This window comes from Paenibacillus sp. EKM301P, from assembly GCF_011800295.1.
In the GTDB taxonomy this organism is placed as follows: domain Bacteria; phylum Bacillota; class Bacilli; order Paenibacillales; family Paenibacillaceae; genus Paenibacillus; species Paenibacillus polymyxa.
The window spans coordinates 1-25,547 of record NZ_JAALFM010000022.1 but is presented as its reverse complement, the minus strand read 5'-3'; the positions used below and the strand labels follow the sequence as shown (position 1 = coordinate 25,547).

The window sequence follows — 25,547 nt, the reverse complement described above, 5'->3', positions numbered from 1 at the left end:
TATATAACACAGGCTGACTCTCCTCACCCCTCAACACTTACGCTGGATAGGGTACTTCTGTTCCATTCAAAATGAGGTGCATCCGAATTTCCGCTTTTAGGGAATCAGATACTGCACAATATTTTTCCTTACCCATCTGAATCGCTTTCCATACGCGGTAATCTGGAATATCTCCATCTACGTGGAACGTCAGATCAATTGCTGTAAATCCTGTTGGCATTTGCTCCTTGCGTGTACCTTCTGCATCAATATCAATTCGCTGAATGTCTGACAAAAAACGATCCAAAATCATCGTAATATCAATACCGATACATCCCGCCAGACCTGCAAGCAGCAGTTCCATCGGTGTCATCCCTTTACCATCGCCGCCATAAGCCGCCGTAGCATCCATCCCTACGGAATAACCGGATGGTCCTTCCGATGTAAATGCGCGTTTGCCGTGCCAAGTAGTAGATACTTTCATAATCAATTGCCTTCTTTCCATCTTAATAATCTATGATTCATCCTCTAACTTAAAACTCGCTAATTTGACGCAAAAACTTTTGTGTCCTCTCATGCTGGGGAGCATCAAAAAATGCCTGTGGCGCAGCCTCTTCCACAATGATTCCATCTGCCATAAATACAACCTTGTCGGCCACCTCGCGGGCAAATTTCATTTCATGAGTCACGACGACCATCGTCATTCCGTCTTGAGCCAACTCCCGCATAACTCCCAGCACTTCACCCACCAGTTCTGGATCAAGCGCCGATGTAGGCTCATCGAACAGCATAATCGCCGGGTCCATCGCCAGTGCACGTGCAATAGCTACCCGTTGCTGCTGTCCACCGGACAGACGAGATGGATGTACATCCTGCTTATCCAGTAACCCCACCCGCTTCAGCAGCTGTTGTCCGATAGACATAGCCTTGTCGCGCGGCATTTTCTTAACTGTCAGCAGTCCTTCAATGACATTGCCGATAGCTGTTTTGTGCGGATACAGATTGAATTGCTGGAACACCATCCCCGTCTGCTTGCGAATATCACGAATGGCTGCTTGGCGGGCACGAACAGGAGCCATAGCATTAACCTCAATCCCGTTCACCTCAAACTTGCCAGAAGACAACTCTTCCAGTCCGTTCAGGCAACGCAGCAGGGTACTTTTACCTGAGCCGCTGGGACCGAGCAATACGACGATTTCACGAGCGGCAACCTGAAAATCAATGCTTTTCAGAACCTCTACCTGTCCGAATCGTTTACCTAATCCGTTTGTTGTTATCATCATCTATCATCTCCACCTTAATAAGCTCGAGCCAGACGCTTTTCCACCCGCTCCAGTATAGCGGAGAATCCAATGCTCATAATCCAGTACATCAGAGCAATTTCGAGCAGAAACGGCATGTAGCGCAAATACTGCGCCTGTAAAAGCTGTGCCTGTCGCATCAATTCACTAACCCCGATAACCGACACAAGCGACGTTTCTTTAAGCATACCCACGAACGTATTCCCCATCGGTGCAATTGCAATGCGCAACGCCTGTGGAAGAATGATACGCCACATCGTTTGACCAGGCGACATTCCCGTCGCATAAGCAGCCTCGGTCTGTCCCTGTGGTACGGCTAAAATAGCTCCACGGAACGTCTCCGATAAGTACGCCCCTGTATTAATACTAAGCGCGAGACAAGCAGCCGTTAACGATCCGAAAGATATTCCGTAGTCATCCAGACCATAATAAATGACCGCAATCTGCACCAAAACCGGCGTTCCCCGGATGATCGATACATACATACGAGCCAGCCACCGAACAGGTCGATTCCCCTTCAAGCGCGCTACAGCAACAATCAAACCAATAATTAAACCAAACAGCATAGAAACAATCGTTATATACAGCGTATAATAAGCGCCCTTCAATAAAAAAGGGACGTTCTCCCACATTAATTCTAGCATCAATTATATTCCCTTCTTTCAGACGAGTGGCCCCATGTCAGCATAAAAGCCAAGACTGGAGCCAGACGCCTGTAACAGGCTTACGTTATTCTTTTGGCTCCTCGCCAAACCATTTTTTGAAAATTGTTTTGTAAGTGCCGTCTTCCTTCATTTCCTTCAGAGCCTTGTTCAAGGCTTCCTTGAGCTCAGGAGTTTTCTGGTTAATGGCTACAGCTGCTAGGTCTGATTTAATCGGCTCGCCTACGGCTTTAATTTGGAACCCGTTTTTGTCGATAATGGGTTTGAGAGCATATAGATTGTTAATGGTTGCATCAATACGACCAGAGTTTAGATCCTTCAATGAAGTAATGACATCATCATATGTTTTGATCTCAAAATCGCCTACCTTTGGCAGCACTTCGTTGCGCAGATAAGATTCATCATTTGTCCCCAAGCCGACACCAATGGTTTTGCCTTTAAAGTCTTCCAACTTCGTAATGTCATTTGTTTTGCTATTCACGATAATATTCACATTATTGGTGATATAGGGATCTGTGAAGTCAATGGCCTTCTTGCGATCCTCTGTAATCGCAACCTGGCTAACCACTGCATCGAATTTTTTCTTTTGCAGACTTGGAATCAATCCCGAAAATTCTTGGGCCGTGAATTCCGCTTTTACTCCAATCCGTTTCGCCAACTCTTTGGCAATATCCACATCAAACCCGTCCAACTCCTTGTTGTCGTTCAAGAAATTGTACGGTGGGTAAGTGCCCATCATGCCTACCTTCATTACACCGGCCTTCTTGATGGCTTCGAGCTGATTGGCGGCTGCTTCATTATTGCTGCCCGTTCCAGTTCCGGTATTGGAAGCTTCCTGTTTGGTACCGCAAGCGCTCAGCACAAGGCTGAACAATGCCAGAGCCATGAGTGTGGTCACCAAGAATCCTTTTTTACGTGTTTTCATGTATCGTTCTCTCCTGTCTAGATGTAAATGTTTAAGTTTGTATGTGTAATTTGGCTATATTATTTGTTGCATACTACTCATTCATGCGATGTTGACCGTCTAGCTTTGACCTAATAGTCCGTAAAATTCAAAATTAGCAGCCTCTTCTGCCAATCTTGTAGCGGATACCTGCTTGATGTGGTCATGTGTTCCCTCCGAACCGAATAACCAGCGTATAATGATCCCTTCGATCATGCTCATGAGTAGTGCTGCCCTTAATTCGACATCTAATTCGGCAGGCAACATGTTCAGCTCGATCGCTCTCTCCATATTGCGCCTGAATGCAAGCTCCATTGCAGTCCTGGTCTCACGGATACTCTGCCGTACGGGTTCATCGACACCACTGCCGATCAGCAGCAAACCCATCAGATAACGGTTCTCCAATGCAAAATGAAATAGCCGAACAAACAGCGCTTCCGATGCCTTGACCATATCAGCCAGCGTTCCTGCATCACGGCGATACCCCTGCCCGATCGCTGACAAAAGTTGTTCACGGCCTGTTGCGATAATCTCCAGCGCCAGAGCCTCTTTACTTTTAAAATGCCAATAAAATGTGCCTTGAGCTACTCCTGCCTCCACCACAATATCTGAAATCTTCGTTTGGTGGTAACCCTGCTCAGCAAACCGCTTTAACGCAATGTGAAGAAGCTGAGTCCTGCGGTCTGTTTCTTCTCCCCCGTGATCAACAGGTGAGTCATTCGAAAGGGTTTTGGATTGCTTCGTCTTGCGTGGCTGCATGGGTTTCCTCCTCCCGATTGATCAGTCAGTCAGTTTTGTATTTTTAATCCTATAGGATAAGTATACTTTTGTCAAACGAAAAAAGAGAACCTCCGCAGAGGTCCTCTTATCCTATATATTGCTGTTATAGCAACGCTTTTGCCGCAATGTCTGTACGGTTTTGCTTGCCTTCAAAGGTAATACGAGCCGCCTGCTCGTAAGCTTTGTCCCGTGCCTCGGCAATGTCACGTCCCAAACCAACCACGCCTAATACGCGTCCGCCGTTCGTTACCCACTCACCCTGTTCGTTGATATCTGTGCCGGCATGGAATACGATGGCTTCATCTGCCTGATCCAATCCTTGGATAGGTATCCCTTTGGCGTAGGCTGCAGGATAACCCCCGGATGCCAGCACCACACACACCGCAGCTTCATCCTTCCACTCGATCTCCACCTGATCCAGTGTGCCGTTCACAGCAGCGAGAAAAATATCGAGCAGGTCGGATTTTAGACGAGGCAATACAACTTGTGTTTCTGGATCACCAAAACGTGCATTAAACTCAATGGTCTTCGGCTTGCCGTCCGGCGAAATCATCAGTCCAGCAAATAACACACCACGGAACGGGCGTCCTTCAGCAACCATAGCCTTGGCCGTCGGCTTAATAATCGTCTCAATGGCTTCCTCAATAATGGAATTGGCTATGTGAGGCAACGGGGAATACGTTCCCATGCCACCTGTGTTCGGTCCTTTGTCACCGTCAAAAACCGGCTTGTGATCTTGGGCCGCTGCCATTGGACGAACCGTTTCACCATCCACAAAGGAGAGAATCGACATTTCCTGTCCAGCAAGGAACTCCTCAATCACGACCTGTGCACCCGCTTCTCCAAAAACCTTCGCTACCATAATATCGGACAGCGCCTTTTCCGCTTCCTCCATCGAGTAAGCAACTGTCACGCCTTTGCCTGCTGCCAATCCGTCGGCCTTAATGACCACCGGAATAGGCTGTTCCTTCAAGTAGGCATGTGCTTCCTCATAGGTATAAAACTTGCGGTAAGTTGCTGTCGGAATTTGATATTTGTGCAGCAAATCCTTCATGAAGATTTTACTGCCTTCAATTTCCGCTGCATTTTTACGCGGTCCGAATACTGGAATGCCCTTCGCTTCAAAGGCATCCACAATGCCGTCTGCCAGTGGATCATCGGGGCCCACTACGACAAGTCCGACTTTTTTGGATTCCGCCAGTTCTGTCAGCGCGTCAAACTCACTCACCGGAATCGGCACACACTCCGCTAATTGTCCGATGCCAGCATTACCTGGCGCACAATAGATTTGTCCGGCCTTGGGGCTTTTCTTCAGCGCCCACACAATTGCATGTTCGCGGCCGCCCCCTCCGATAACCAAAATATCCATTCAGGTGATTCCTCCCGCCCCATTATGATCGTTCAGGTGTGCTGCCTTCACCACTCACACAACTTAGTGCTTGAAATGACGTACGCCTGTAAAGACCATAGCAATGCCATATTCGTTAGCAACCTTGATAGATTCTTCATCTTTAATGGAACCGCCCGGCTGAATGACTGCTGTAATGCCTGCTTTAGCTGCCAACTCCAGCGTATCGCCCATCGGAAAAAATGCATCCGATGCCAATACGGCACCTTTTGCTTTGTCACCGGCCTGCTCGATCGCAATCTTGGCTGCTCCGACACGGTTCATTTGTCCTGCGCCTACGCCAATAGTCATATTATCTGCCGCCAGTACGATAGCGTTGGATTTCACATGTTTAACTACTTTCCAGCTAAACAAAAGTTGTTTCAGTTCCTCCTCGGATGGCGTACGCTCTGTTACAACCGTAAGTGCATCCGGGTCCACAGCATGAACGTCATTTTGCTGAACAACCATGCCGCCTTCAATGGAAGTCACGACGAAACGGCTCTTCGCCTCAGATGGGGAAAGCTCACCCAGATCAAGCAAACGGATATTTTTCTTTTTCGTTAAAATCTCCAATGCTTCTTTCGTGAAGCCCGGTGCCAATACAATTTCCAAAAAGATTTCACTCAGCTTATTTGCTGTATCGCCGTCAATAATCCGGTTAGCCGCGACAATGCCGCCAAAAATCGAGGTTGGATCTGCTGCGTAAGCTTTGCTGTACGCTTCATAAATACTGCCGCCAATTCCCACACCGCAAGGATTCATATGCTTAACTGCAACTACTGTCGGCTCGCTGAATTCTTTGACGATTTGCAGAGCTGCATTCGCATCATTGATATTATTGTAAGACAACTCTTTACCGTGAAGTTGCTTCGCTGTTGTTAGTGTACCCTTGGCCGCCAAAGGCTCACGATAAAATGCCGCCTGTTGATGGGGATTTTCGCCATAACGCAAATCCTGAATTTTTTCATAGGTTACAGTGTAACGCTCAGGCAGAGGATCACCTGTCACATTCGACAAGTAATCGGAAATCAAAGCGTCGTATGACGCCGTATGACGGAACACTTTTGCAGCCAAACGCTTACGAGTATTTAGCTCCGTGTCGCCATCCTTACGTATTTCCTCCAGTACAGTGCTATAGTCATCCGCATCGACCACTACACTAACAAAAGCATGGTTTTTTGCCGCAGAACGAAGCATTGTTGGTCCGCCGATGTCAATATTTTCAATCGCGTCTTCATAGGTTACACCGGGTTTGGCGATCGTTTCCGCAAAAGGATACAGGTTCACAACGACCAGATCGATATAATCCAATCCAAGCTCCTTCATCTGGCGCTGATGCTCTTCATTATCCCGAACAGCCAGCAAACCGCTGTGTACCGCAGGGTGGAGTGTTTTAACACGTCCATCCATAATTTCTGGAAATCCCGTTACCTCTGAAATACCGATGACAGGAATGCCCTCCTTCGACAGCAAGCTGCTCGTTCCCCCTGTCGAAACGATCTCCACACCCAATTTGGACAACTCGCGACAAAACTCCACGATTCCCCGTTTATCTGATACGCTGACGAGCGCTCTTTTAATACTCACCCTGTCTCCTCCTTTAGCTCTTTCAGAATTTTGCAAATTTCTCTTCTATCAATTTATTTCCCGAGAAATATCGGAAAATGCCTGTACAGTATCCTTGTTATGACAATGATATGACAAATTACAGTTATCTTTAGAGAAGTGAGCTCACCTTGCGGCCATTCAATTGGATTTTGCCTTGAGCCAGTCTAACCACTACCTCTGGATATAGCTGACGTTCCACGGATTGAATGGCTGCGGATAAGGATTCCGCTGTATCATGATCGTGAACTTCTACGACACGTTGGGCAATAATCGCACCAGTGTCCATCCCGCCGTCCACAAAATGGACGGTGACTCCACTTACCTTGACTCCATAGGCCAATGCCTGCCCAACAGCATCCTTTCCTGGAAATGCCGGAAGCAGCGACGGATGAATATTGATGATTTTCCCAGCGTAGGCATCAACCATGACACTGGATAGCAAACGCATATAGCCTGCTAACACGATGAGGTCAATCGATTTCTGCTCCAGCAAAGCCACCAATTCACGCTCATAGTCTTCTCGGGCAGGATATTCCTTAGGGCGAAAAGTATGACAGGCAATTCCAGCTTTCTGTGCTCTAGCTACAGCCGGAGCCGCAGGCTTGTCACTGATAAGTAGTTCTACCGAGGCGCCGCCCAGTTCACCCCGTGCGGCCGCATCCACCAAAGCCTGAAAGTTCGTCCCTTCGCCTGATGCAAAAACAGCAATCCGGTAATTGCCCATTATACCTCGGCTCCCGTAAAGGTCACGATCGAGCTGCCTTCCGTTACTTTTCCGATCACATACGCAGCTTCACCCTGTTCCTTCAGAACTTCCAATGCAGTCTGTGCGTGCTCTGCCTCAACAACGATCACCATTCCAATCCCCATATTGAAGGTAGTGAACATGTCTTTGTTAGAGATTTCGCCCTTTTCCTGCATGAGCTGGAAGATCGGCAGAATTGGCCATGTGCCGTATTGTATATCTACATTGACGTGATCCGGTAATACTCTAGGGATATTTTCAATAAAACCGCCACCCGTGATATGCGCCATGCCTTTAACTTTTACCTTGTCCAGCAACGCCAGCACAGATTTCACATAAATTTTCGTAGGCTCCAGCAGTACATCACCCAGCTTGCCGTTCAAGCCTTCAATTTCATCATGCAAATCATAGCCTTGCTGTTCCAATAACAGCTTGCGAACCAGTGAAAAGCCATTACTGTGAACACCGCTGGAAGCCAGCCCGATTACGGTATCTCCAGGAGCAATAGAACTACCGTTAATGATTTTGCTCTTATCTACAATCCCTACGGTGAATCCAGCAATATCATATTCGCCCTCACTGTACATCCCCGGCATTTCTGCGGTTTCGCCGCCGACCAACGCACACCCTGACTGATGGCAGCCCTCTGCGATTCCAGCGACTATAGCTTCAATCTTCTCGGGCACAACCTTGTCACAAGCAAGGTAATCTAGAAAAAAGAGAGGTTCTGCACCTCCGACGACAATATCGTTTACGCACATCGCAACTGCATCAATGCCAATGGTGTCATGACGATCCATTGCAAAGGCAAGCTTCAGCTTCGTGCCGACACCATCGGTACCGGAAACGAGTACAGGCTCTTCATACTTATCTTTATTCAGGCCGAACAACGCACCGAATCCGCCCAAGTCCGTGAGCACTTCCGGACGGAAGGTACGTTTAACGTGCTTTTTCATCCGTTCTACTGCTTCATTACCGGCAGCGATATCTACCCCTGCGTTTTTGTATGCTTCGGACATTCATGAACACTCCTTCAAATGATTGACCCTCCTAAGTCCTCCCTAGCAGGGAGGATTCCATGGGGCTGCTCCCCCTGGACCCCTCAAGAGTCGGTCAGATGCGTAGGATTGGGTGCTGCTTGGTGGTGGTTCGTAATGAGCGTCGCGTGTTTTCCATTGTGAGTTGCGGGTCTTCCCGCAATTCACAAGGACACGCTTTGATGCGTGGCCGCCTTTGGTAGTGACGGCGGCGGGGGCACGTCCCGGACTGTTTGCTTCGCAAAGGCGGGAACGTGCCCGGCCAAAGAAGTGAGCAGCGCCAACGGGCGGCTTACTTCTTTGGCCCTTGAGGCAGGCAGCTTCCGCCCTGCCTGCTGCCTGAGCCTGGCTTCGCTGGCTCACAGGCGGCTTTACAAGCCGCCTGTTAAAAACTCATGGCATGAAATAGTTATGCCATGAGTTTTTAACGGCCTTACCTAACCTCTTCCCGGTGGGAACAGAAGAGGTACAGGCACTGCTGCAAAATGCTGAACACCTGAGGAACGCAGCGGGTGGAAGGATTATGGAGAAGCGAAAGCGTTCGCCTTTGCCGATGAATTCCTACCCTGTAAGGGGTTATTTCAATCCCGGAATCTCGCGGCAACAGCGATCGTAAGAACCTTGCACACGCGGAGTGGTCCCCTCAGAACCGCCATCCCATGCCTCCATGCACCTCTGTACCTCTTTTGTTCCCTATATTAACAACTACACCCGAACTTTTCTTCGCCTTTAAAATCTACCTGTGTCGGATAATCATTATCGAAACAAGCCAGGCACAAACCGCCCTTGTAATCCTGTTCGTTATGTCCGCCTACCGCGGCAATCAATCCCTCGGCGCTCATAAAATAGAGCGAATCGGCGTTAATCTCTTGCCGAATTTCCTCCACGGTTTTGGACGAAGCGATCAGTTCCCGACGGTCCGGCGTGTCGATACCGTAGAAGCACGGATTTTTGAAAGGCGGTGAGGTAATTCGTACATGTACTTCCAACGCGCCCGCATCCCGCAGCATATTTACGATTCGACGAGATGTGGTGCCCCGAACGATAGAGTCGTCGATCATAATGACCCGTTTACCTTCAACAACACGGCGTACGGCGCTCAGCTTCATTTTCACACCCTGCTCGCGCAGTTCCTGACTCGGTTGAATAAAGGTACGTCCAGTGTATTTATTTTTAATCATGCCCAGCTCATAGGGAATACCTGTTTGCTCTGCATAACCAATTGCAGCCGATATGCTGGAATCCGGTACACCGGTAACCAAATCTGCATCGACAAAAGCCTCTAGCGCCATCTGGCTGCCCATTCGTTTGCGTGCTGCATGAAGATTAGAACCATTCAAGTCACTGTCAGGACGAGCAAAATAAATATACTCCATCGCACACAGCGCTTTACGCTGCTTATCTTCCGTATAACGGTCTTCGTGCAGTCCGTTTTTATCCAGAACTAGCAGTTCACCTGGCTCGATATCGCGCAACAGTTCTGCACCAATGGTTTCCAAGGCACAAGACTCGGATGCAAACAAATAAGCATCGCCCAATCTGCCCATCGTCAATGGACGCAAGCCATTGGGATCAGAAGCCACAAGCAGCTTGTCATTGGTCATAATAAGGAAAGCAAACCCACCGACAATACGCTTTAATGCATCCTTGGCAGCCTCCACTAAATCCTTGGACGACCGAGCGATCAAATGTGCTACTACTTCGGTATCGCTGGTTGTTTGAAAAATAGACCCACCCTGCTCCAGTTCATGCCGAATTTGCAAAGCATTTACGATATTTCCGTTCGTCGCTACCGCCAAATCACCATCACGATACTTGAACACCAAAGGCTGTGCATTCGTCAGCTTACTGTCTCCACTTGTCGAATAGCGCACATGTCCTATGGCAATATCGCCTGTCAACGAAGCCATTAAGTCTTTATTAAATACTTCTTTGACAAGTCCCATTCCACGATGATAATGGAATTCGTCGCCACTGCTCACACAGATCCCTGCACTTTCTTCACCACGATGCTGAAGCGCGTGCAAGCCGTAATAGGCTAGGGAAGCGGCATCGGAGTGTCTGTACACCCCGAATACGCCGCATTCCTCTTTTAATTTATCAAACAGCCCCTCTTTACCTGAGCCTTCATTATAATAATCTCCAGTCCACAACGTCCGTGCTGTTATTTCATCAGACATGGAATGACATCCTCCCAGATTTGCTTCAAACTGGCGACTGCCTCGTTCAAAGCGGGTTGTCCGTTCACCTCAACTGTCAATTGTGATCCTTCAACTTTTCCCAATACGGTAACTGGTACTTCCAGTCCACGCAGATGTGCTTCCAGAGCAGACGCTTTATCCGGTGATGCAGATAACAAAATGCGGGATTGACTTTCGCTGAATAAAGCATGGTCAGGGCGCAAAGACGTTTCTACGTTAACCTGCGCTCCCAATCCGCCGCTAATTCCAGATTCGGCAAGTGCTACAGCCAAACCGCCCTCTGCCAGATCATGTGCGGATTGTACCAATCCGGCCTGAATCGCTCCTAGTACCGCAGTCAGCAGTTTTTTCTCTACATTCAAATCGAGCTCAGGCGGACGTCCCTCGGATACACCGTGCACGATAGCCTGGAACTCACTGCCTCCTAGCTCAGCTTTCGTCTCTCCCACTAGGAAAATGACATCGCCTTCGGCTTTGAAGCCTTGTGTCGTAATATGATCTGTATCATGTACCAGACCGACCATTCCGACTACAGGCGTCGGATAGATCGAACCTTTGGCATTTTCGTTGTACAAGCTAACGTTGCCCCCGATAACAGGTGTATCCAGTACACGGCAAGCTTCTGCCATACCGTCTACGGCTTTTTCCATTTGCCAGAAAATATCCGGTTTTTCAGGGTTACCAAAGTTCAGATTGTCCGTAATCGCTAAAGGCTCTCCGCCGGAGCATACAATGTTTCGAGCTGCTTCGCTGACTGCAATCCGTCCACCTACCTCAGGGTCCAGATATACATAACGTCCGTTACAGTCCGTAGTCATTGCAAGTCCCTTGCGGGTGCCACGTACGGTCACTACAGCTGCATCCGAACCCGGACGAACGGCCGTACTGGTGCGAACCATGTAATCATATTGCTCGTATACCCATTTCTTGCTAGCTACACTTGGTGAAGATAGCACCTTTTTCAGCGCGCCGTTCAAGTCCGTTACTTCTGCATACCGAAGTGTGTCAATCGCAGCATTTTGCTCATAATAAGCAGGGACTTCGGAAGGCTTGTCATAGATCGGACACTCGTCAACCAGCGCCGTCACTGGCATATCACCCACCACTTCACCGTGATGGAACAAACGCAAACGACCGTCATCCGTCACTTTACCGACCTTGGCACAAATGACGCCCCAACGCTCGAAAATTTCAAGCGCCTGTGCTTCATCCTTAGGCTCAACAACGAACAACATACGCTCCTGTGATTCAGACAGCATCATTTCATAAGGTGTCATGCCCTCTTCACGCTGCGGTACCTGATCCAGGTACAGCTCAAGCCCGTTGCCCGCCTTGCTTGCCATTTCAGCACTGGAGCAGGTAAGTCCCGCTGCGCCCATATCCTGAATACCCAGTACAATACCGCTGTCGATCAGTTCCAGACATGATTCCATAACCAGCTTTTCCATGAATGGGTCGCCTACTTGAACCGCAGTCCGATTCGCTTCGGATTCCTCTGTCAGCTCAACGGATGCGAAAGTTGCTCCATGAATCCCGTCACGTCCTGTTGGTGGGCCTACGTAGAACACCGGGTTACCAACCCCTTTTGCCACACCACGTTGGATTTTATCATGGTCAATCAGTCCAACACACATTGCATTAACCAGCGGATTGCCTTCGTAGCTTTCGTCAAATACAACCTCTCCACCCACGGTCGGAATACCGATACAGTTCCCGTAGCCCGCAATACCCGATACCACATGCTCGAACAAATATTTCACACGGTCGCTCTCCAGCTTGCCAAAACGCAGCGAGTTCAAAACGGCAACAGGTCTTGCGCCCATGGAAAAAATATCACGGATGATGCCGCCTACCCCAGTTGCTGCCCCTTGGAAAGGCTCTACAGCGGATGGATGGTTATGACTTTCGATTTTAAATACAACCGCTTGATTGTCTCCAATATCAACAATCCCTGCTCCTTCACCGGGTCCCATCAGAACTCGCGGTCCGCTCGTCGGGAAACGTCTCAGCAACGGCTTGGAGTTTTTGTAAGCACAATGCTCTGACCACATAACACTGAACACGCCAATCTCCGTATAATTCGGCTGACGCCCCATGAATTCGCAGATCAGCGCATATTCACTGTCCGACACACCCATCTGCTGATACAGTTTATGTTCGGCAACCTGCTCTGCCGTCGGTTCCTTAGCGGACACTTGCTGCGCCATGACGATCCCTCCAAGCATTCAAAATAGATGTAAACATACGTTTGCCGTCATCCGTTCCAAGCAATGCGTCCACCGCGCGTTCCGGGTGGGGCATCATGCCCAGCACGTTACCTTGTTCATTACAAATCCCTGCAATATCCGTCATGGAACCATTGGGATTATCTTTATACGTAAATACGATCTGATTGTTCGCCTGCAAACGAGCCAGCGTCTCATCATCACAGTAATAGTTGCCTTCACCATGTGCGATCGGAATAATGATCTCTTCACCAGCAGCATAATCTCTTGTAAAAGGCGTTTGGTTATTCGCAACCTGCAACACCGTATCACGGCAAAGGAATTTCATCGACAGATTACGGCGCAAAGCTCCTGGCAACAGCCCGGCTTCGGTCAAAATTTGAAAACCGTTGCAAATCCCCAAAATATATTTGCCCTCGGCAGCCGCTTTGGCTACTTCCTTCATCACTGGAGCAAACCGGGAAATCGCACCACACCGCAGATAATCCCCGTAGGAGAAGCCTCCCGGAACAAGAATACAATCGTAAGGTGACAGATCCGTTGCCGTATGCCAAACATAATCGACAGGTTCACCGACCGTGTCCTCTATCGCCTTATAGCAGTCAATATCACAGTTGGAGCCCGGAAAAACCAGAACTGCAAATTTCATGGAATCAGCCCTCCAGTTCGTAGCGGTAGTCTTCAATGACCGTGTTGGCCAACAGCTTTTCACACATCTCGATGACGCGTTTCTCTGCACTCTCGCGGTCTGTTGTATCCAGATTCAGTTCCATATACTTACCAATTCTGACGCTGTCCACTTCTCCGAAACCCATAGAATGCAGTGCACCTTGCACCGCGACCCCCTGCGGGTCCAAAACGCTTTGCTTTATCGTGACATAGACTGTTGCTTTCATCATGTTCCTTCAGTTCCTCCTCCGAATGAGTGAATCCTATTGGTTGAATTATGATTACTATTTACTGTGCCGTCAGACGCCGCCAAATATCCGTATATCTTGCAGTTGTTTCTTCTACGACCTCAGCAGGCAATGGATCGGGCTTGCTGTTCTTGTCCCAACCGGAGGCTGCCAAATAGCTTCGCACCGGCTCCTTGTCCATGCTATCAATCTCAACATCCAGCTCATACTTCTCCTGTGCCCAGAAACGAGATGAATCCGGAGTGAAAATTTCATCAATCAAAATCACCTTGCCATCAACAAGTCCAAACTCAAACTTGCAATCCGCTAAAATGATTCCTCGCTTTTCGCAGAAAGCACGCGCAAATTCATACAATGCCAAGCTTTTTTCCTCAAGTTCACCTGTTAGCTGGGCCCCGACCAGTTCCTTCATTTGATGAAGGGAAATGTCCTCGTCGTGACCGACATCGTTTTTGGCAGCCGGTGTAAATAGAGGCTTGGGAAAGCGTTCATTCTTACGTAGCCCCTTAGGCAATGGAATACCGTTTACCTCACCGGTCTGTTCATATTGACGCCAGCCGCCTCCGGTAATATATCCGCGCACCACACACTCGATGTCGATGCGTTCAGCCTTCAGCGTGACCATGATCCGATCCTTTAGCAGCTCTTTATTCTGTTCGTCGATGACATGTCCGAGCTTGTTTACATCGGTATGCACGACATGGTTTTCCAGCAGGTCTTTCGTCTGCTCGAACCAGAAAGTACTGAGCTTGTTCAGAACATTCCCCTTTTCCGGTACAGGCGGCTCCAACACATAATCAAAAGCTGAAATCCGATCCGTCACGACAATCAGAAAATGTTCTCCGAGATCATACAACTCACGCACTTTGCCTTTGTACAAAAGCGGCGCATGAATCAGACCTTCGGCGGTAGACAATGACATTTCATTACACCTCTTTCAAAAGAGTATGGCCCCTCCTAAATCGAGCCTTTGCCCCTCCTAAATCCTCCCCTCAGGGAGGACCCCCAGGGCTGCTGCCCTCGGGACTCCCGCAAGGGTTGGCTAATGGGCAAGGTGAGGGCGAGTATTTTGTAGCTATGGTGAAGTGAGCGCGTTTCGCTGGATGAAGGCTTGTTCGCACAAGCCCTCATCCAGCAACGCTTTTACGTTGGTGCGAACGGCTGGCTCAAGGCTTCGCTTCTTGAGCCTGTGCGTGCTCGTGAGGACTGCGGGCTGTTTGCTGCGCAAATTCGGCAGCCCTCACGAGCACGTGGTCTGTGATAGAAAAGCAGTGGAACACGCTTTTCTATCGCTCTTGGGAAGGTGCGGCATCTTATGTGCCGCACCTCCCCTAGTTCTGCTCCCACACGAAGGTTGGTGCTGGAAGCAGCGGAGCGGACGGAATCGTTCTGGAGAAGCGTTAGCGCTTGCCTTTGCCCCTGGATTCCAACCTTTGCAGATTTTCCAGGAAACCAGGGGCAACAGCAATCGGAAGAATGATCCGTTCGCGCAGCGGCCTCATCACGCTCCTGAGCCTCTCCCAAGCACCAAACCGTCCTCTACTCCCCTAATCCCAACTTTTTAAAGATCGTATCCACGTTCTTCAAATGCCAAGCCGGGTTGAACGCATCCTCGATTTCATCCGGACTGAGCACGGCAGTAATTTCCGGAGTCGCCTCGACAATTTCGCGGAACTGGCGTTGCTCTTCCCATGCCTGCATCGCACGCGGTTGTACGGTATCGTAAGCTTTTTCACGACTAAAGCCCTTGTCGATCAGCTTCGTCATAATGCGGCCGGAGAATGGTACACCATACGTACGCGCCATATTGCGCTTCATATTTTCAGGGAAGACAGTCAGATTTTTCACGATATTGCCAAAACGGTTCAGCATATAGTTCAACAGCATCGTTGCATCTGGCAGAATGATACGTTCTACAGAAGAATGCGAAATGTCGCGTTCATGCCACAACGTTACGTTCTCATACGCCGATACCATATGCCCACGAATCACACGTGCCAGACCGGAGATGTTTTCACTTCCGATCGGATTGCGTTTATGTGGCATCGCGGAAGATCCTTTTTGACCTTTGGCAAAAGCTTCTTCCACCTCACGGAATTCACTCTTTTGCAATGCACGGACTTCTGTAGCAAACTTGTCCAACGATGTGGCGATCAACGCCAACGTGGCCATGTATTCAGCATGACGATCGCGCTGGAGCGTTTGTGTAGAAATCGGGGCAGGCTTGGTACCGAGCTTGCGGCATACGAATTCTTCCACAGCCGGGTCGATGTTGGCGTATGTTCCGACTGCACCGGACATTTTACCGTATTGTACTTGGTCAGCAGCATAGCGGAAACGTTCCAGATTGCGCTTCATTTCCTCGTACCACAAGCCCATTTTCAGTCCAAATGTGGTCGGCTCAGCATGCACTCCATGTGTACGTCCCATCATCGGTGTGTGCTTGTAAGCCAATGCTTTTTCCTTCAAAATTTCAATAAAATTCAGAATATCTCGTTCCAGAATTTCATTCGCCTGCTTTAACAGATAGCCCAGAGCCGTATCAACCACGTCTGTAGAGGTTAGGCCATAATGTACCCATTTGCGCTCGTCGCCAAGACTTTCGGATACCGTACGGGTAAAAGCAATGACATCATGTCTTGTCTCCTGCTCAATTTCATAGATCCGTTCAATATCAAAGCTTGCATTTTTACGCAGAGCCACGGTATCTTCTTTTGGGATAACACCTAACTCAGCCCAAGCTTCACAGGCACACAGTTCTACTTCCAGCCAAGCTTTAAATTTATTTTCTTCCGTCCAAATCGCTCTCATTTCCGGTCTGCTATAGCGTTCGATCATGACTATTTATTCCCCCAAATATTGGTTTGATCAATCCATTCCAGCGCTTGTTCCGTGTCCTGGCACAACAGATTAATATGTCCCATCTTTCGGCCTGGCTTGGCTTCACTTTTTCCATACAAATGTAGTTTTGGTACAACACTCAATCTTTCAGCTTCAGCATCTGATTGTCCGAACCGTCGAATTACGTCCTCCAAATGCTCACCTAGTACATTGACCATCACCACCGGAGTCAGCAGCTTCGTGTTGCCCAGTGGCAAACCACAAATCGCACGTATATGTTGCTCAAATTGCGAGGTGGCGCAACCCTCCATCGTGTAATGGCCGGAGTTATGGGGTCGTGGTGCCAACTCATTAACGTATAATTGTCCGTCTTCGGTGACAAACATCTCCACAGCGAGCAGCCCCACCGCATCCAATGACTCCGCCACAGCCAGCGCCAATTTGCGTGCTTCCTCCTGGACAGCTTCAGGTACGCGTGCGGGTACAATCGACGTGTGCAAAATGTTGTTCACGTGGATGTTTTCCGCAGGTGGAAAGGCTTTGGCTTCACCGTTCGTGCTGCGAGCTACAATCACCGAGATTTCGCAGCGAAAACGGATGAACTGTTCCAACACCAGTTCCGCACCGATTCCAGCCAGTTGCTCGTAGGCATTCGCGGCTTCCTCCGATTGACGAATGACCACTTGGCCCTTGCCATCATAACCGCCGACTGCTGTTTTGAGCACACACGGCACACCCAGTTCGGCTACCGCTTGAACCATATCGGCAGGACTGCTAATTTCACGATATGGAGCGACAGGAACACCAGCTGCTTCAATAGCACGTTTTTCACGCAGACGATGCTGTGTCGTGTACAAAAGACTGCTGCCCTGCGGTACACTGGATTCCTGTTCCAAAAGCGCGGCTACACCCGCATCCACATTTTCAAACTCATACGTGATCACGTCACACCGTTCAGCCAGTTCTCTGGCCGCGTGCTCATCATCATAGGCAGCACGGATTTGTTCTGACACCTGTCCACACGGACTATCCGGTGCAGGGTCCAGTGTCACGAAGCGATAGCCTAGGTTAGTTCCTGCCAGTACAAGCATTCTGCCTAATTGTCCGCCTCCCAAAATTCCAATCACTGTGCCAGGAGGGCGAATACGGCCAGCGGATTCACATGCTTCATTCATAGCGAGTCACTGCCTTCCAGTACCTCGTCACGGATACGGTCGCGTCTTGCCACAACCCGCTGACTTATCTTTTCGTCAAAAGCACCTAATATTTGTGCAGCCAGCAACCCTGCGTTGGTAGAGCCTGCCTTACCGATTGCCACAGTGGCAACTGGAATACCACCCGGCATCTGCACAATGGAGAGCAGGGAGTCCAGACCATTCAGAGCCTTCGACTGAACAGGCACACCAATCACTGGCAAGGAGGTCTTCGCAGCCACCATTCCAGGCAGATGTGCAGCCCCACCCGCACCAGCAATAATGACCTTTAGTCCGCGCCCGGCGGCCTCTTCTGCAAAACGAAACATTAAATCCGGTGTACGATGGGCTGATACTACTTTTTTCTCATATCCGATTTCAAGCTCGTCCAGCACAGCACATGCATGTTGCATGGTGTCCCAGTCTGATGTGCTGCCCATAATGACAGCGACCTGCACTGACATGTCCTTCACTCCCTGTTTATCAATAAGCGCCAAAAATCCGGCACTCGAAAATAACGTTATTTTCAAGACACCGGACTACGAAAAAACAAACGACAGAGCCTCTTAAAGGCATGCCAAAAGCAAGCCTGTTCCACCGCATCCAAATGCGGCTTCAGCCGTATGTCTCCCGTAGTCCGGAAATTTAAGGTTTCCAGGTAGAAACTTCCGGGCCATATCCCCGGCATTATACGAGTCAGGATTGTGCTTACTCCATACCCAACGATATACTTTCTCAGCATAATCGTGATGGATTTCGGCTCCAACATGTGTACCTAATTAAATTGTACCTAAAGTTCATTTTTTATCGACAATACACTTCATAGTTTAACAATTCCCTACACCCTGTGTCAACTTGAAAACGAACATTGTCATAATGATACAAATTAATGTTCGTGTTTAACAAAAACCAAGCCCTTTATATGCACACCTCGGGACTATTGTATTACATTTAGCTCTCTCTCTACCTACACTGATAACGACCAACAATACATCTTTCCAACAAAAATAAAAAGCCGGCACTTCCTGTACAGGTAGTGATCCGACTTTTAATTTTTTATTTCGTTATTTTACGACCAGCACGGGGATACGTGCATGCTGCACCACATTGTGACTTACGCTACCCAATACAAATTCACGAATACCACCCAAACCACGACTGCCGATCACAATCACATCGAAGCTATTCTCATTGGCATAATCCAAAATCACTTCGGCCGGCGAGCCTTGAATCAGCTCTACCTTGGCGTCTACACCTTGCTCAGCAAGCCGCTTTTTAACTTCATCCGTAGTTTGCTCAGCCAAATCATAATACTCTTTATTCACCGAAGCTGGAATTGGAGCCAAACCTTCGCCCATAAAAATCCGCGGGAAATCGAATGCTGTCACTACCTCAAGCTTCGAGGAGGGTGATGCCTTCACCAATTCAGCCGCCTTCAATAAAGCTTTGTTGGAAGCATCCGAACCGTCATAAGCAAGCAATACTTTTGAAAATAGCATAATACGCACCTCTTCCGAATTCAGTTTGTTAAATCAAAGCCTGAAATTATGTATTCCTGTGGTTGTTCACTTCATACATCATGTAATGGCTGAGAATAGCCTTCTCAATCATCATTAAACTTCCCTATGAGAAGCTAAACTCCCAGCCTTAGCGTAAAAAATACCCATAGAGCAATGCGTTAATGAATAGCAACACAGGAATACCTAATCTGAAGGTCATATGCCGTGTTTTATGGCGTTTGCGGTACATCGCAATGAGTACACCCAATGCGCCCCCGATCAGGGCCAGCAAAAACAACGTCCGTTCAGGTACACGATCACGGTGTTTACGTGCTCTCTTTTTATCTTCCGACATTACCAGATAGCCTACTGCATTAATGAACAGTAGCCATACCAACAAGCCTGTCTGCAATGTCTCTCCTCCTTTTGCACACCGTACCAGTTTCAGGTATTAGGACTTATATAGGGCTCTCTTCTTCATTATAACCTCACCCCTTTTATAGAAACAACGCCTTCTCTGACTGGGAAAACGTTTTTGCGGAAATAGTAACGGTGTATGAGGGCAATTCCCGAGTGCATTTATTTTGTCTTAAAGGAGGAACTACGATGGAAAGCACCCATGAATACGTTGAAAAGCTACGAGAAAATGCAAAAAAGGCAGAACGTAACCGTAAACAAGGAAAAGGAACTCCCAGCGCTAGCTTGCCAACAAAACAGCATAGCAAAAACCCCTGATCATGGAATCTGTATTCAACTGTAGAACCATGTAAATACCGTAAAACATCAACTCCACCTTGTCACTCTCATTAAATGAAATTAAAGGTACACTCAGTTGTTCACCTTTTATCAAAAACAACAAGCAGACTCCTTATGAGTTTTCTGCTTGTTGTTTTCTTTTATAATTATTTTCCATTTAGCTGCATTTAAAGCGATTACATATATAAAAACGAGTTTTAAAGTTATATTTTCTAACATACATATTGACTAAAAACGAATTTTCACCCTATAATGCGTGATATTAACGTAATTCGACAAAATATTTGTCAGTTAATCTATCATTAATATTTCAAGGTTTAAGATTGGAGAGGAGCTTTATATGACTAACATGAAAAAAATGACAATGATTCCCCTGTTGGCCAGCTTTATTCTCGGAAGTACCTTATGGAGTGGTGGATTTACTGCTAACGCTGCGGCAGCAGCTACAACCAGCACAACGGTATCTACTTCTAACACTACAACTTCAGACAAATCTGAAAATCCACAAACTAATCATTTACCCAATATTAAAATACTAGCCACAGGAGGGACCATTGCAGGGTCATCCTCCGTCAACACGGATACAACCGGCTACAAAGCAGGCGCATTAGGTGTTGAAACCTTAATCAATGCCGTTCCTGAGATGAAAAGTATTGCAAATGTCAGTGGTGAGCAAGTGGTTAACGTGGGTAGCCCCGATGTTAATAATGAAATCCTCTTAAAACTTGCCAAACGCACCAACGAGCTGCTTGCCAGAGACGATGTAGACGGTATTGTCATTACCCATGGTACAGATACATTGGAAGAAACGGCATACTTCCTTAACCTTGTCGTTAAGAGCGATAAGCCTGTAGTTGTTGTTGGCTCTATGCGCCCAGCTACTGCCATCAGTGCCGATGGTCCATTCAACCTTTATAATGCTGTAAAAGTTGCCGGAGCTTCGGCCTCCAAAGGCCAAGGTGTACTCGTATTGCTGAACGATCGCATCGGTGCAGCAAGATACATCACAAAAACGAACACAACTGCAGTCGATACGTTCAAGTCTGTGGAGCAGGGCTACCTTGGAGCTGTAGTGGGCGATCAAGTATACTACTACAACAAATCCACTCATAAGCATACGACTTCTTCTGTATTCGACGTCTCTAATCTCACCCAACTGCCGCAAGTAGATATTCTATACGAGTATCAAAACAACGGTCGCTACCTGTATGATGCTGCCGTAGCAGCTGGCGCCAAGGGCATAGTGGTCGCTGGTTCCGGTAATGGTTCCTTATCCAAGACCTCCTCAGAAGGCGCAGAGGCCGCAGGCAAAAAAGGAGTTATTATTGCCCGCTCCAGCCGCGTAGGAAGTGGAGTTGTGTCCCCATCGACAAAAGACGCAGCATCAAACTTTGTGTCCACCGATTCGCTCAATCCGCAAAAAGCACGGATTTTACTCATGCTCGCTTTGACCCAGACGCATGATGTTAATCAAATCCAATCTTTCTTTAATGAATACTAAGGGCAGTTATTCCAAACCAAATAAATATAACTTCATTATTATAAAAAAGAAGCAGCAGTTACGGTTGACCACCGTACTGCTGCTTCTTTTATGCAAGACAATGTCTGGCACCCATAACGATTACATCTGGTATCCAAACGTCTTGGTCTTATACAGCCATTCGTTTTCCCTTACAGGTAGCATTAAGACTGCTGTTTGGGAATCCCATTCAAGCTTGGAGGATATTTAGCTTGCTTCTCTGGATGAGCAGCGATTTCTTCCTCCAGTATACTTGATTTATTTTGCTGATTATTGATTTTAAGCGGCTTATGTTTGGGCATAAATACTCACCTCCTCGGATTACCATGCCAAGGAGTAAGCTTTTTTATACCGACATACGCCTGCTAATTGTGTAGCTTGAAGCACGCTCTGGCAATCTTTATTCGCCCTGCTTTTGCTCCATTGCTGCTTTTAGCAAATCACCCAAGCTGGAGCCAAAAGATTCCTTCTTTTCAAACTGTTTTACCAGCTTTTGTTGTTCCCGCTTGTTTACCCGTTGCTTGTCCTTATCTAGCGTCTCCGTAATGCCACAGGATAAGCATCTTACATACAAACCTGCCTTGCCCTCTTTCATTTCCATTTTCTTATGACACTGCGGACAACGTCGATTGGACAAGCGTTTTTCGCCTGAACGACGGTAACCGCAATCCGCACTTGGACATACAAGAAACTTTCCTTTCTTCCCTTTCTTCTCCAACAACTTTGTACCACAATCCGGACAATGGCTATTCGTTACGTTATGGGGCTTGTACTCAGCGCTGCTATTTTTCACAGTAGAAACCAATTCTTTCGCCATAGCACGGATAGAATTCAAAAATGGCTCAGGTTGTCCTTGACCACGGGCGATCCGTTCTAACTCCGCTTCCCATTGTGCCGTCAATTCGGGCGTTCGCAGCTGTGGAGCCGCCAGTTCGATCAGTTGCTTGCCTTTGCCAGTTGGATGCATCACGTTCCCCTGGCGCTCTATCGTATCCGAGCTGACGAGTTTCTCGATCAGATCTGCACGGGTGGCTGGAGTACCCAGGCCATGCTTTTCCATCTGAGCCAGCAGGGCTGCTTCTGTATAGCGCTTCGGTGGCATCGTCCGTCCAGCACGTACAATACAACGCTGCAATTGGACGGAGTCTCCTTTTCTCAGTTCAGGCAAAATAACGCCCCGTCCATTACTTTCACGATCATCTGTCTCTTCCTCGTCCAATTCATAATGACTTTCGTCATACACAGCACGCCAACCGCTATCTTTTATGGTTGTACCTTTTACCTGAAATGTTTCCTGCCCCACCATGACCGATACAGCTACAGCATCATAACGTGCAGGTGGGTAGAACAGACTGATAAAACGGCGTGCAATCAGATCATACAGCTTACGCTCCTCTGGGCTTAACTGATTAAGCAATAACGTCTGCTCAGTAGGAATAATCGCATGGTGATCTGTGACTTTACTGTCATCTACAACTCGTTTTGTGATTGGCAATTTGTTACGCAATAGCGGACGTGCTAAAGAAGCATACGGACCCACGGCTACGCTACTGAGCCTTTCCTTAAGGGAATCCACCATATCGGAGGTAAGATAACGACTGTCTGTACGTGGATAAGTCACCAGCTTATGCTGCTCATATAGACGCTGAAGAACATTAGACGTCTGCTTGGCCGAGAAGCCGTAGCGCTGGTTAGCATCTCTTTGCAGCTCAGTTAGGTCATACGCGAGCGGGTGAGGCTCGCTTTTTTCACTTTTTTTAACACTCACAACTGTACCTTTGGCCCCCTCAAGCCTGCGGCGCAAAGTCTCTGCCTGAGTACGGTCAAACATACGTGAATCCCCATTTTCTGCACGCCATGTTGCCTGAAAATGACCAAAATCCGCCGTCAACGTATCATATTCTTGAGAACGAAACTGGGTGATCTCTTTCTCACGTTCCATAATCATCCCCAGTGTCGGTGTCTGTACTCTTCCAGCCGAAAGCTGGGCGTTATAACGAACCGTTAACGCGCGGGTTACATTGAGACCAATCATCCAGTCTGCTTCAGCCCTACAGCGAGCCGATTCATATAAACGATCAAACTGCTGGCCAGGCAATAATTTCGCGAAACCTGCCTTAATTGCCTTATCCGTCTGCGAGGAAATCCATAAACGCCGGAAAGGCTTTCTCCAGTTTGCCATTTGTATAATCCAACGCGCCAACAATTCTCCTTCACGAGCAGCATCTGTTGCCACGATAAGTTCTCCAATGTCCTGTCGTTTCATCAGCTGCTGTACAGCTTTGAACTGATGATTGCTCTCCCGCAATACCTTTAACTTGGAGTTCTTCGGAAGAATGGGCAAGTCCTCTAAGTTCCAATTCGCATACTTAGAATCGTAATCCTCAGGCTCTGCTAATCCGACCAAATGACCCAAAGCCCATGTCACTACATACTTAGGTCCTTCTATATAACTTTTATGCTTCTCACGGCTGCCCATCACACGTGCAATCTCTCTGGCCACGGATGGTTTTTCTGCCAATACCAATACCTTCATGTTACGCTCCTTTCTCTCATAATGTTAATTATACCATCCAGCCATCTTACGATAAATCTAATGCCAACCAACGTCTCTTTATTAACACGATCTTTACACACTATTACTATTGCTGATGCATTAGTTAGCAGCTTACAAATCAGGCACACTCCATTTTATTAACAGACCCGCATACGTCAGGCCTCCCCCGAATCCATATAACACCACATGTTGTCCATATCTTAAACGCCCATCATCCAATCCACACTGTAAAGCCAACGGAATGGACGCCGCCGAAGTGTTGCCATAAAACTCTACACTCGTCAGCGTCTTTTCTAAAGGTACTGCACTCTTTTCACATATGGACTCAATCATTCTCAGATTAGCGCTATGAGGTACAAACCAGTCAAGATCCTCTTTCCCCATATTTGCCTTATCCATTAATCGCTCGATTCCTGCTGGGACAGAACGTACAGCCCATTTATAAACCTCACGTCCATTTTGAGCGATAAAACCATTATCTTGCAGCTTCTCTCCATCCAAATAGTTAGATAATCCTGCGCGATAAAGATGTGCTCCTCCTTGCCCAAAGGTTCCTATATCTGAAGTCAAAAACGACCCTTCATCCTCGTCATATTCAACAAGTGCAACCCCTGCTCCATCTCCAAAAAGAACACATGTCGTCCGGTCCGTATAATCTGTAATTTTGGATAATGTTTCGGCTCCAATCACTAGAACCTTGCGATGTAGACCACCCGTAATCAGACCATTTGCCAAATGAAGTCCATAGGCAAAGCCTGCGCATGCAGCACTAACATCCATTGACCCTGTATTGGGAATATTAAAATAAGCCTGAATACGGGAAGCCGTACTTGGAAAATAGTAATCAGGTGTACTCGTCGCTACAATGATCATGTCAACATCGTCCACATTTACGTTATAAAGGTTAACCATACGTTTAATAGCTTGTATACATAAATCAGATACATACTGATCTTCGGCCGCGATTCGTCGTTCCCGCATACCCGTTCGTTGTACAATCCACTCGTCACTAGTCTCCACAAGCTTCTCCAAGTCGGCGTTCGTCAAAATCCGTTCAGGTACATAAGTGCCAAGGGCCGTTAACTTTGCTTTTGAATTCAACAATCCGATCACTCTCCTTTATAATTCTTATTCATATTATAACACCAGATACTAATACCTGGTACTAATTTTCTTTAAAAAATGTCTATCTATTTACTAGCTAATATCCACAGATTCAGTCGAACTTATAACTAACTTAAACTAATTAAAAATTCTACTAATATTTAACACAAAAAAGGACCATGATCTCAAAAAGATCATGGTCCTTTTTACTTGTTGCTTGGCGGCGTCCTACTCTCCCAGGACCCTGCGGTCCAAGTACCATCGGCGCTGGAGGGCTTAACGGTCGTGTT

Annotated in this window: 26 protein-coding genes, 1 rRNA gene and 1 riboswitch; of the genes, 4 read left to right on the top strand and 23 right to left on the bottom strand. The window is 47.7% G+C overall.

What is annotated here, in order from left to right; translation table 11 throughout:
* Positions 1-37: 37 nt before the first annotated feature.
* The 9 genes from HFD99_RS24350 to purM all read right to left on the bottom strand — a co-directional run bounded on the left by HFD99_RS24350 (position 38) and on the right by purM (position 8,427).
* Positions 38-463, bottom strand: a complete 426-nt coding sequence (locus tag HFD99_RS24350) for an OsmC family protein (RefSeq protein WP_013369486.1) — start codon at positions 461-463, stop codon at positions 38-40.
* Positions 464-512: 49 nt separating this feature from the next.
* Positions 513-1,262 (bottom strand): amino acid ABC transporter ATP-binding protein, encoded by a 750-nt coding sequence (locus HFD99_RS24345; protein WP_016819780.1) that lies wholly within the window; start codon positions 1,260-1,262, stop codon positions 513-515.
* Positions 1,263-1,276: 14 nt separating this feature from the next.
* Entirely contained in the window at positions 1,277-1,924 is a 648-nt protein-coding gene (locus tag HFD99_RS24340) for an amino acid ABC transporter permease (protein WP_016819779.1), read from the bottom strand.
* Positions 1,925-2,009: 85 nt separating this feature from the next.
* The gene (locus HFD99_RS24335) at positions 2,010-2,867 is read right to left on the bottom strand and encodes a transporter substrate-binding domain-containing protein (protein ID WP_017426177.1); all 858 of its coding nucleotides are present in this window, start codon (positions 2,865-2,867) and stop codon (positions 2,010-2,012) included.
* A 99-nt stretch (positions 2,868-2,966) separates the two neighbouring features.
* Entirely contained in the window at positions 2,967-3,644 is a 678-nt protein-coding gene (locus HFD99_RS24330; protein ID WP_123796795.1) for a TetR/AcrR family transcriptional regulator, read from the bottom strand.
* Between the two features lie 124 nt (positions 3,645-3,768).
* Positions 3,769-5,034: a phosphoribosylamine--glycine ligase gene (gene purD / locus HFD99_RS24325; protein ID WP_045244214.1), complete on the bottom strand. Its 1,266-nt coding sequence runs from the start codon at positions 5,032-5,034 to the stop codon at positions 3,769-3,771.
* Between the two features lie 63 nt (positions 5,035-5,097).
* Complete coding sequence (gene purH, locus HFD99_RS24320) at positions 5,098-6,642, bottom strand: bifunctional phosphoribosylaminoimidazolecarboxamide formyltransferase/IMP cyclohydrolase (protein ID WP_016819773.1); 1,545 nt, start codon at positions 6,640-6,642, stop codon at positions 5,098-5,100.
* Positions 6,643-6,772: 130 nt separating this feature from the next.
* The gene (purN, locus tag HFD99_RS24315) at positions 6,773-7,387 is read right to left on the bottom strand and encodes a phosphoribosylglycinamide formyltransferase (RefSeq protein WP_123796794.1); all 615 of its coding nucleotides are present in this window, start codon (positions 7,385-7,387) and stop codon (positions 6,773-6,775) included.
* Positions 7,387-8,427: a phosphoribosylformylglycinamidine cyclo-ligase gene (purM, locus tag HFD99_RS24310; RefSeq protein ID WP_019686171.1), complete on the bottom strand. Its 1,041-nt coding sequence runs from the start codon at positions 8,425-8,427 to the stop codon at positions 7,387-7,389. The genes purN and purM overlap by 1 nt, the downstream gene beginning before the upstream one ends.
* A gap of 204 nt (positions 8,428-8,631) precedes the next feature.
* Here purM and HFD99_RS24305 point away from each other — a divergent pair, with 204 nt between their 5' ends.
* Entirely contained in the window at positions 8,632-8,865 is a 234-nt protein-coding gene (locus HFD99_RS24305; protein WP_123796793.1) for a hypothetical protein, read from the top strand.
* A gap of 278 nt (positions 8,866-9,143) precedes the next feature.
* Here HFD99_RS24305 and purF read toward each other — a convergent pair whose 3' ends face one another.
* Genes purF through HFD99_RS24280 form a run of 5 tightly spaced genes read right to left on the bottom strand, consistent with a single transcriptional unit; the run spans position 9,144 to position 14,710 of the window.
* Positions 9,144-10,625, bottom strand: a complete 1,482-nt coding sequence (gene purF, locus HFD99_RS24300) for an amidophosphoribosyltransferase (RefSeq protein WP_017426172.1) — start codon at positions 10,623-10,625, stop codon at positions 9,144-9,146.
* Positions 10,610-12,853 carry a phosphoribosylformylglycinamidine synthase subunit PurL gene (purL, locus tag HFD99_RS24295; protein WP_031462892.1) on the bottom strand — a complete coding sequence of 748 codons (2,244 nt, stop codon included), beginning with the start codon at positions 12,851-12,853 and terminating at the stop codon, positions 10,610-10,612. Before purL ends, purF begins: the two co-directional genes overlap by 16 nt.
* Positions 12,831-13,520 carry a phosphoribosylformylglycinamidine synthase subunit PurQ gene (purQ, locus tag HFD99_RS24290; RefSeq protein ID WP_016819768.1) on the bottom strand — a complete coding sequence of 230 codons (690 nt, stop codon included), beginning with the start codon at positions 13,518-13,520 and terminating at the stop codon, positions 12,831-12,833. The genes purL and purQ overlap by 23 nt, the downstream gene beginning before the upstream one ends.
* A 4-nt stretch (positions 13,521-13,524) precedes the next feature.
* Positions 13,525-13,770 carry a phosphoribosylformylglycinamidine synthase subunit PurS gene (gene purS, locus HFD99_RS24285; RefSeq protein ID WP_007428837.1) on the bottom strand — a complete coding sequence of 82 codons (246 nt, stop codon included), beginning with the start codon at positions 13,768-13,770 and terminating at the stop codon, positions 13,525-13,527.
* 58 nt (positions 13,771-13,828) lie between these two features.
* The gene (locus tag HFD99_RS24280) at positions 13,829-14,710 is read right to left on the bottom strand and encodes a phosphoribosylaminoimidazolesuccinocarboxamide synthase (protein WP_016819767.1); all 882 of its coding nucleotides are present in this window, start codon (positions 14,708-14,710) and stop codon (positions 13,829-13,831) included.
* A 189-nt stretch (positions 14,711-14,899) separates the two neighbouring features.
* Here HFD99_RS24280 and HFD99_RS24275 point away from each other — a divergent pair, with 189 nt between their 5' ends.
* The gene (locus HFD99_RS24275; RefSeq protein ID WP_161786221.1) at positions 14,900-15,049 is read left to right on the top strand and encodes a hypothetical protein; all 150 of its coding nucleotides are present in this window, start codon (positions 14,900-14,902) and stop codon (positions 15,047-15,049) included.
* A 278-nt stretch (positions 15,050-15,327) separates the two neighbouring features.
* Here HFD99_RS24275 and purB read toward each other — a convergent pair whose 3' ends face one another.
* The 5 genes from purB to HFD99_RS24250 form a co-directional block, all read right to left on the bottom strand.
* On the bottom strand, positions 15,328-16,626 hold the full coding sequence (purB, locus tag HFD99_RS24270; protein ID WP_031462891.1) for an adenylosuccinate lyase: 1,299 nt from the start codon (positions 16,624-16,626) through the stop codon (positions 15,328-15,330).
* Between the two features lie 2 nt (positions 16,627-16,628).
* Positions 16,629-17,804 carry a 5-(carboxyamino)imidazole ribonucleotide synthase gene (gene purK, locus HFD99_RS24265; protein WP_031462890.1) on the bottom strand — a complete coding sequence of 392 codons (1,176 nt, stop codon included), beginning with the start codon at positions 17,802-17,804 and terminating at the stop codon, positions 16,629-16,631.
* Complete coding sequence (purE, locus tag HFD99_RS24260) at positions 17,801-18,286, bottom strand: 5-(carboxyamino)imidazole ribonucleotide mutase (RefSeq protein WP_013369467.1); 486 nt, start codon at positions 18,284-18,286, stop codon at positions 17,801-17,803. Before purE ends, purK begins: the two co-directional genes overlap by 4 nt.
* Before the next feature lie 149 nt (positions 18,287-18,435).
* A riboswitch (purine riboswitch) is annotated at positions 18,436-18,537 on the bottom strand.
* A gap of 349 nt (positions 18,538-18,886) precedes the next feature.
* Positions 18,887-19,321: a universal stress protein gene (locus HFD99_RS24255; RefSeq protein WP_016819763.1), complete on the bottom strand. Its 435-nt coding sequence runs from the start codon at positions 19,319-19,321 to the stop codon at positions 18,887-18,889.
* A 148-nt stretch (positions 19,322-19,469) separates the two neighbouring features.
* Entirely contained in the window at positions 19,470-19,733 is a 264-nt protein-coding gene (locus HFD99_RS24250; RefSeq protein WP_016819762.1) for a DUF1294 domain-containing protein, read from the bottom strand.
* Positions 19,734-19,927: 194 nt separating this feature from the next.
* Here HFD99_RS24250 and HFD99_RS24245 point away from each other — a divergent pair, with 194 nt between their 5' ends.
* Together HFD99_RS24245 and HFD99_RS24240 are read left to right on the top strand one after the other, a co-directional pair.
* The gene (locus tag HFD99_RS24245; protein WP_013369463.1) at positions 19,928-20,056 is read left to right on the top strand and encodes a DUF4023 family protein; all 129 of its coding nucleotides are present in this window, start codon (positions 19,928-19,930) and stop codon (positions 20,054-20,056) included.
* A gap of 361 nt (positions 20,057-20,417) precedes the next feature.
* Positions 20,418-21,578, top strand: coding sequence for a type II asparaginase (locus HFD99_RS24240; protein WP_017426165.1), 1,161 nt, complete (start codon positions 20,418-20,420; stop codon positions 21,576-21,578).
* Between the two features lie 182 nt (positions 21,579-21,760).
* On the opposite strand, the gene HFD99_RS24235 is transcribed toward HFD99_RS24240, so the two are convergent.
* From HFD99_RS24235 to rrf, 4 genes are all read right to left on the bottom strand, one after another.
* Positions 21,761-21,898: a hypothetical protein gene (locus HFD99_RS24235; protein WP_016819760.1), complete on the bottom strand. Its 138-nt coding sequence runs from the start codon at positions 21,896-21,898 to the stop codon at positions 21,761-21,763.
* Between the two features lie 98 nt (positions 21,899-21,996).
* Positions 21,997-24,132: a DNA topoisomerase III gene (locus HFD99_RS24230; protein ID WP_031462889.1), complete on the bottom strand. Its 2,136-nt coding sequence runs from the start codon at positions 24,130-24,132 to the stop codon at positions 21,997-21,999.
* A gap of 132 nt (positions 24,133-24,264) precedes the next feature.
* Positions 24,265-25,257, bottom strand: a complete 993-nt coding sequence (locus HFD99_RS24225; RefSeq protein ID WP_107735063.1) for a ketoacyl-ACP synthase III — start codon at positions 25,255-25,257, stop codon at positions 24,265-24,267.
* 215 nt (positions 25,258-25,472) lie between these two features.
* Positions 25,473-25,547 (bottom strand): 5S ribosomal RNA (gene rrf, locus HFD99_RS26150); the annotation flags it as partial.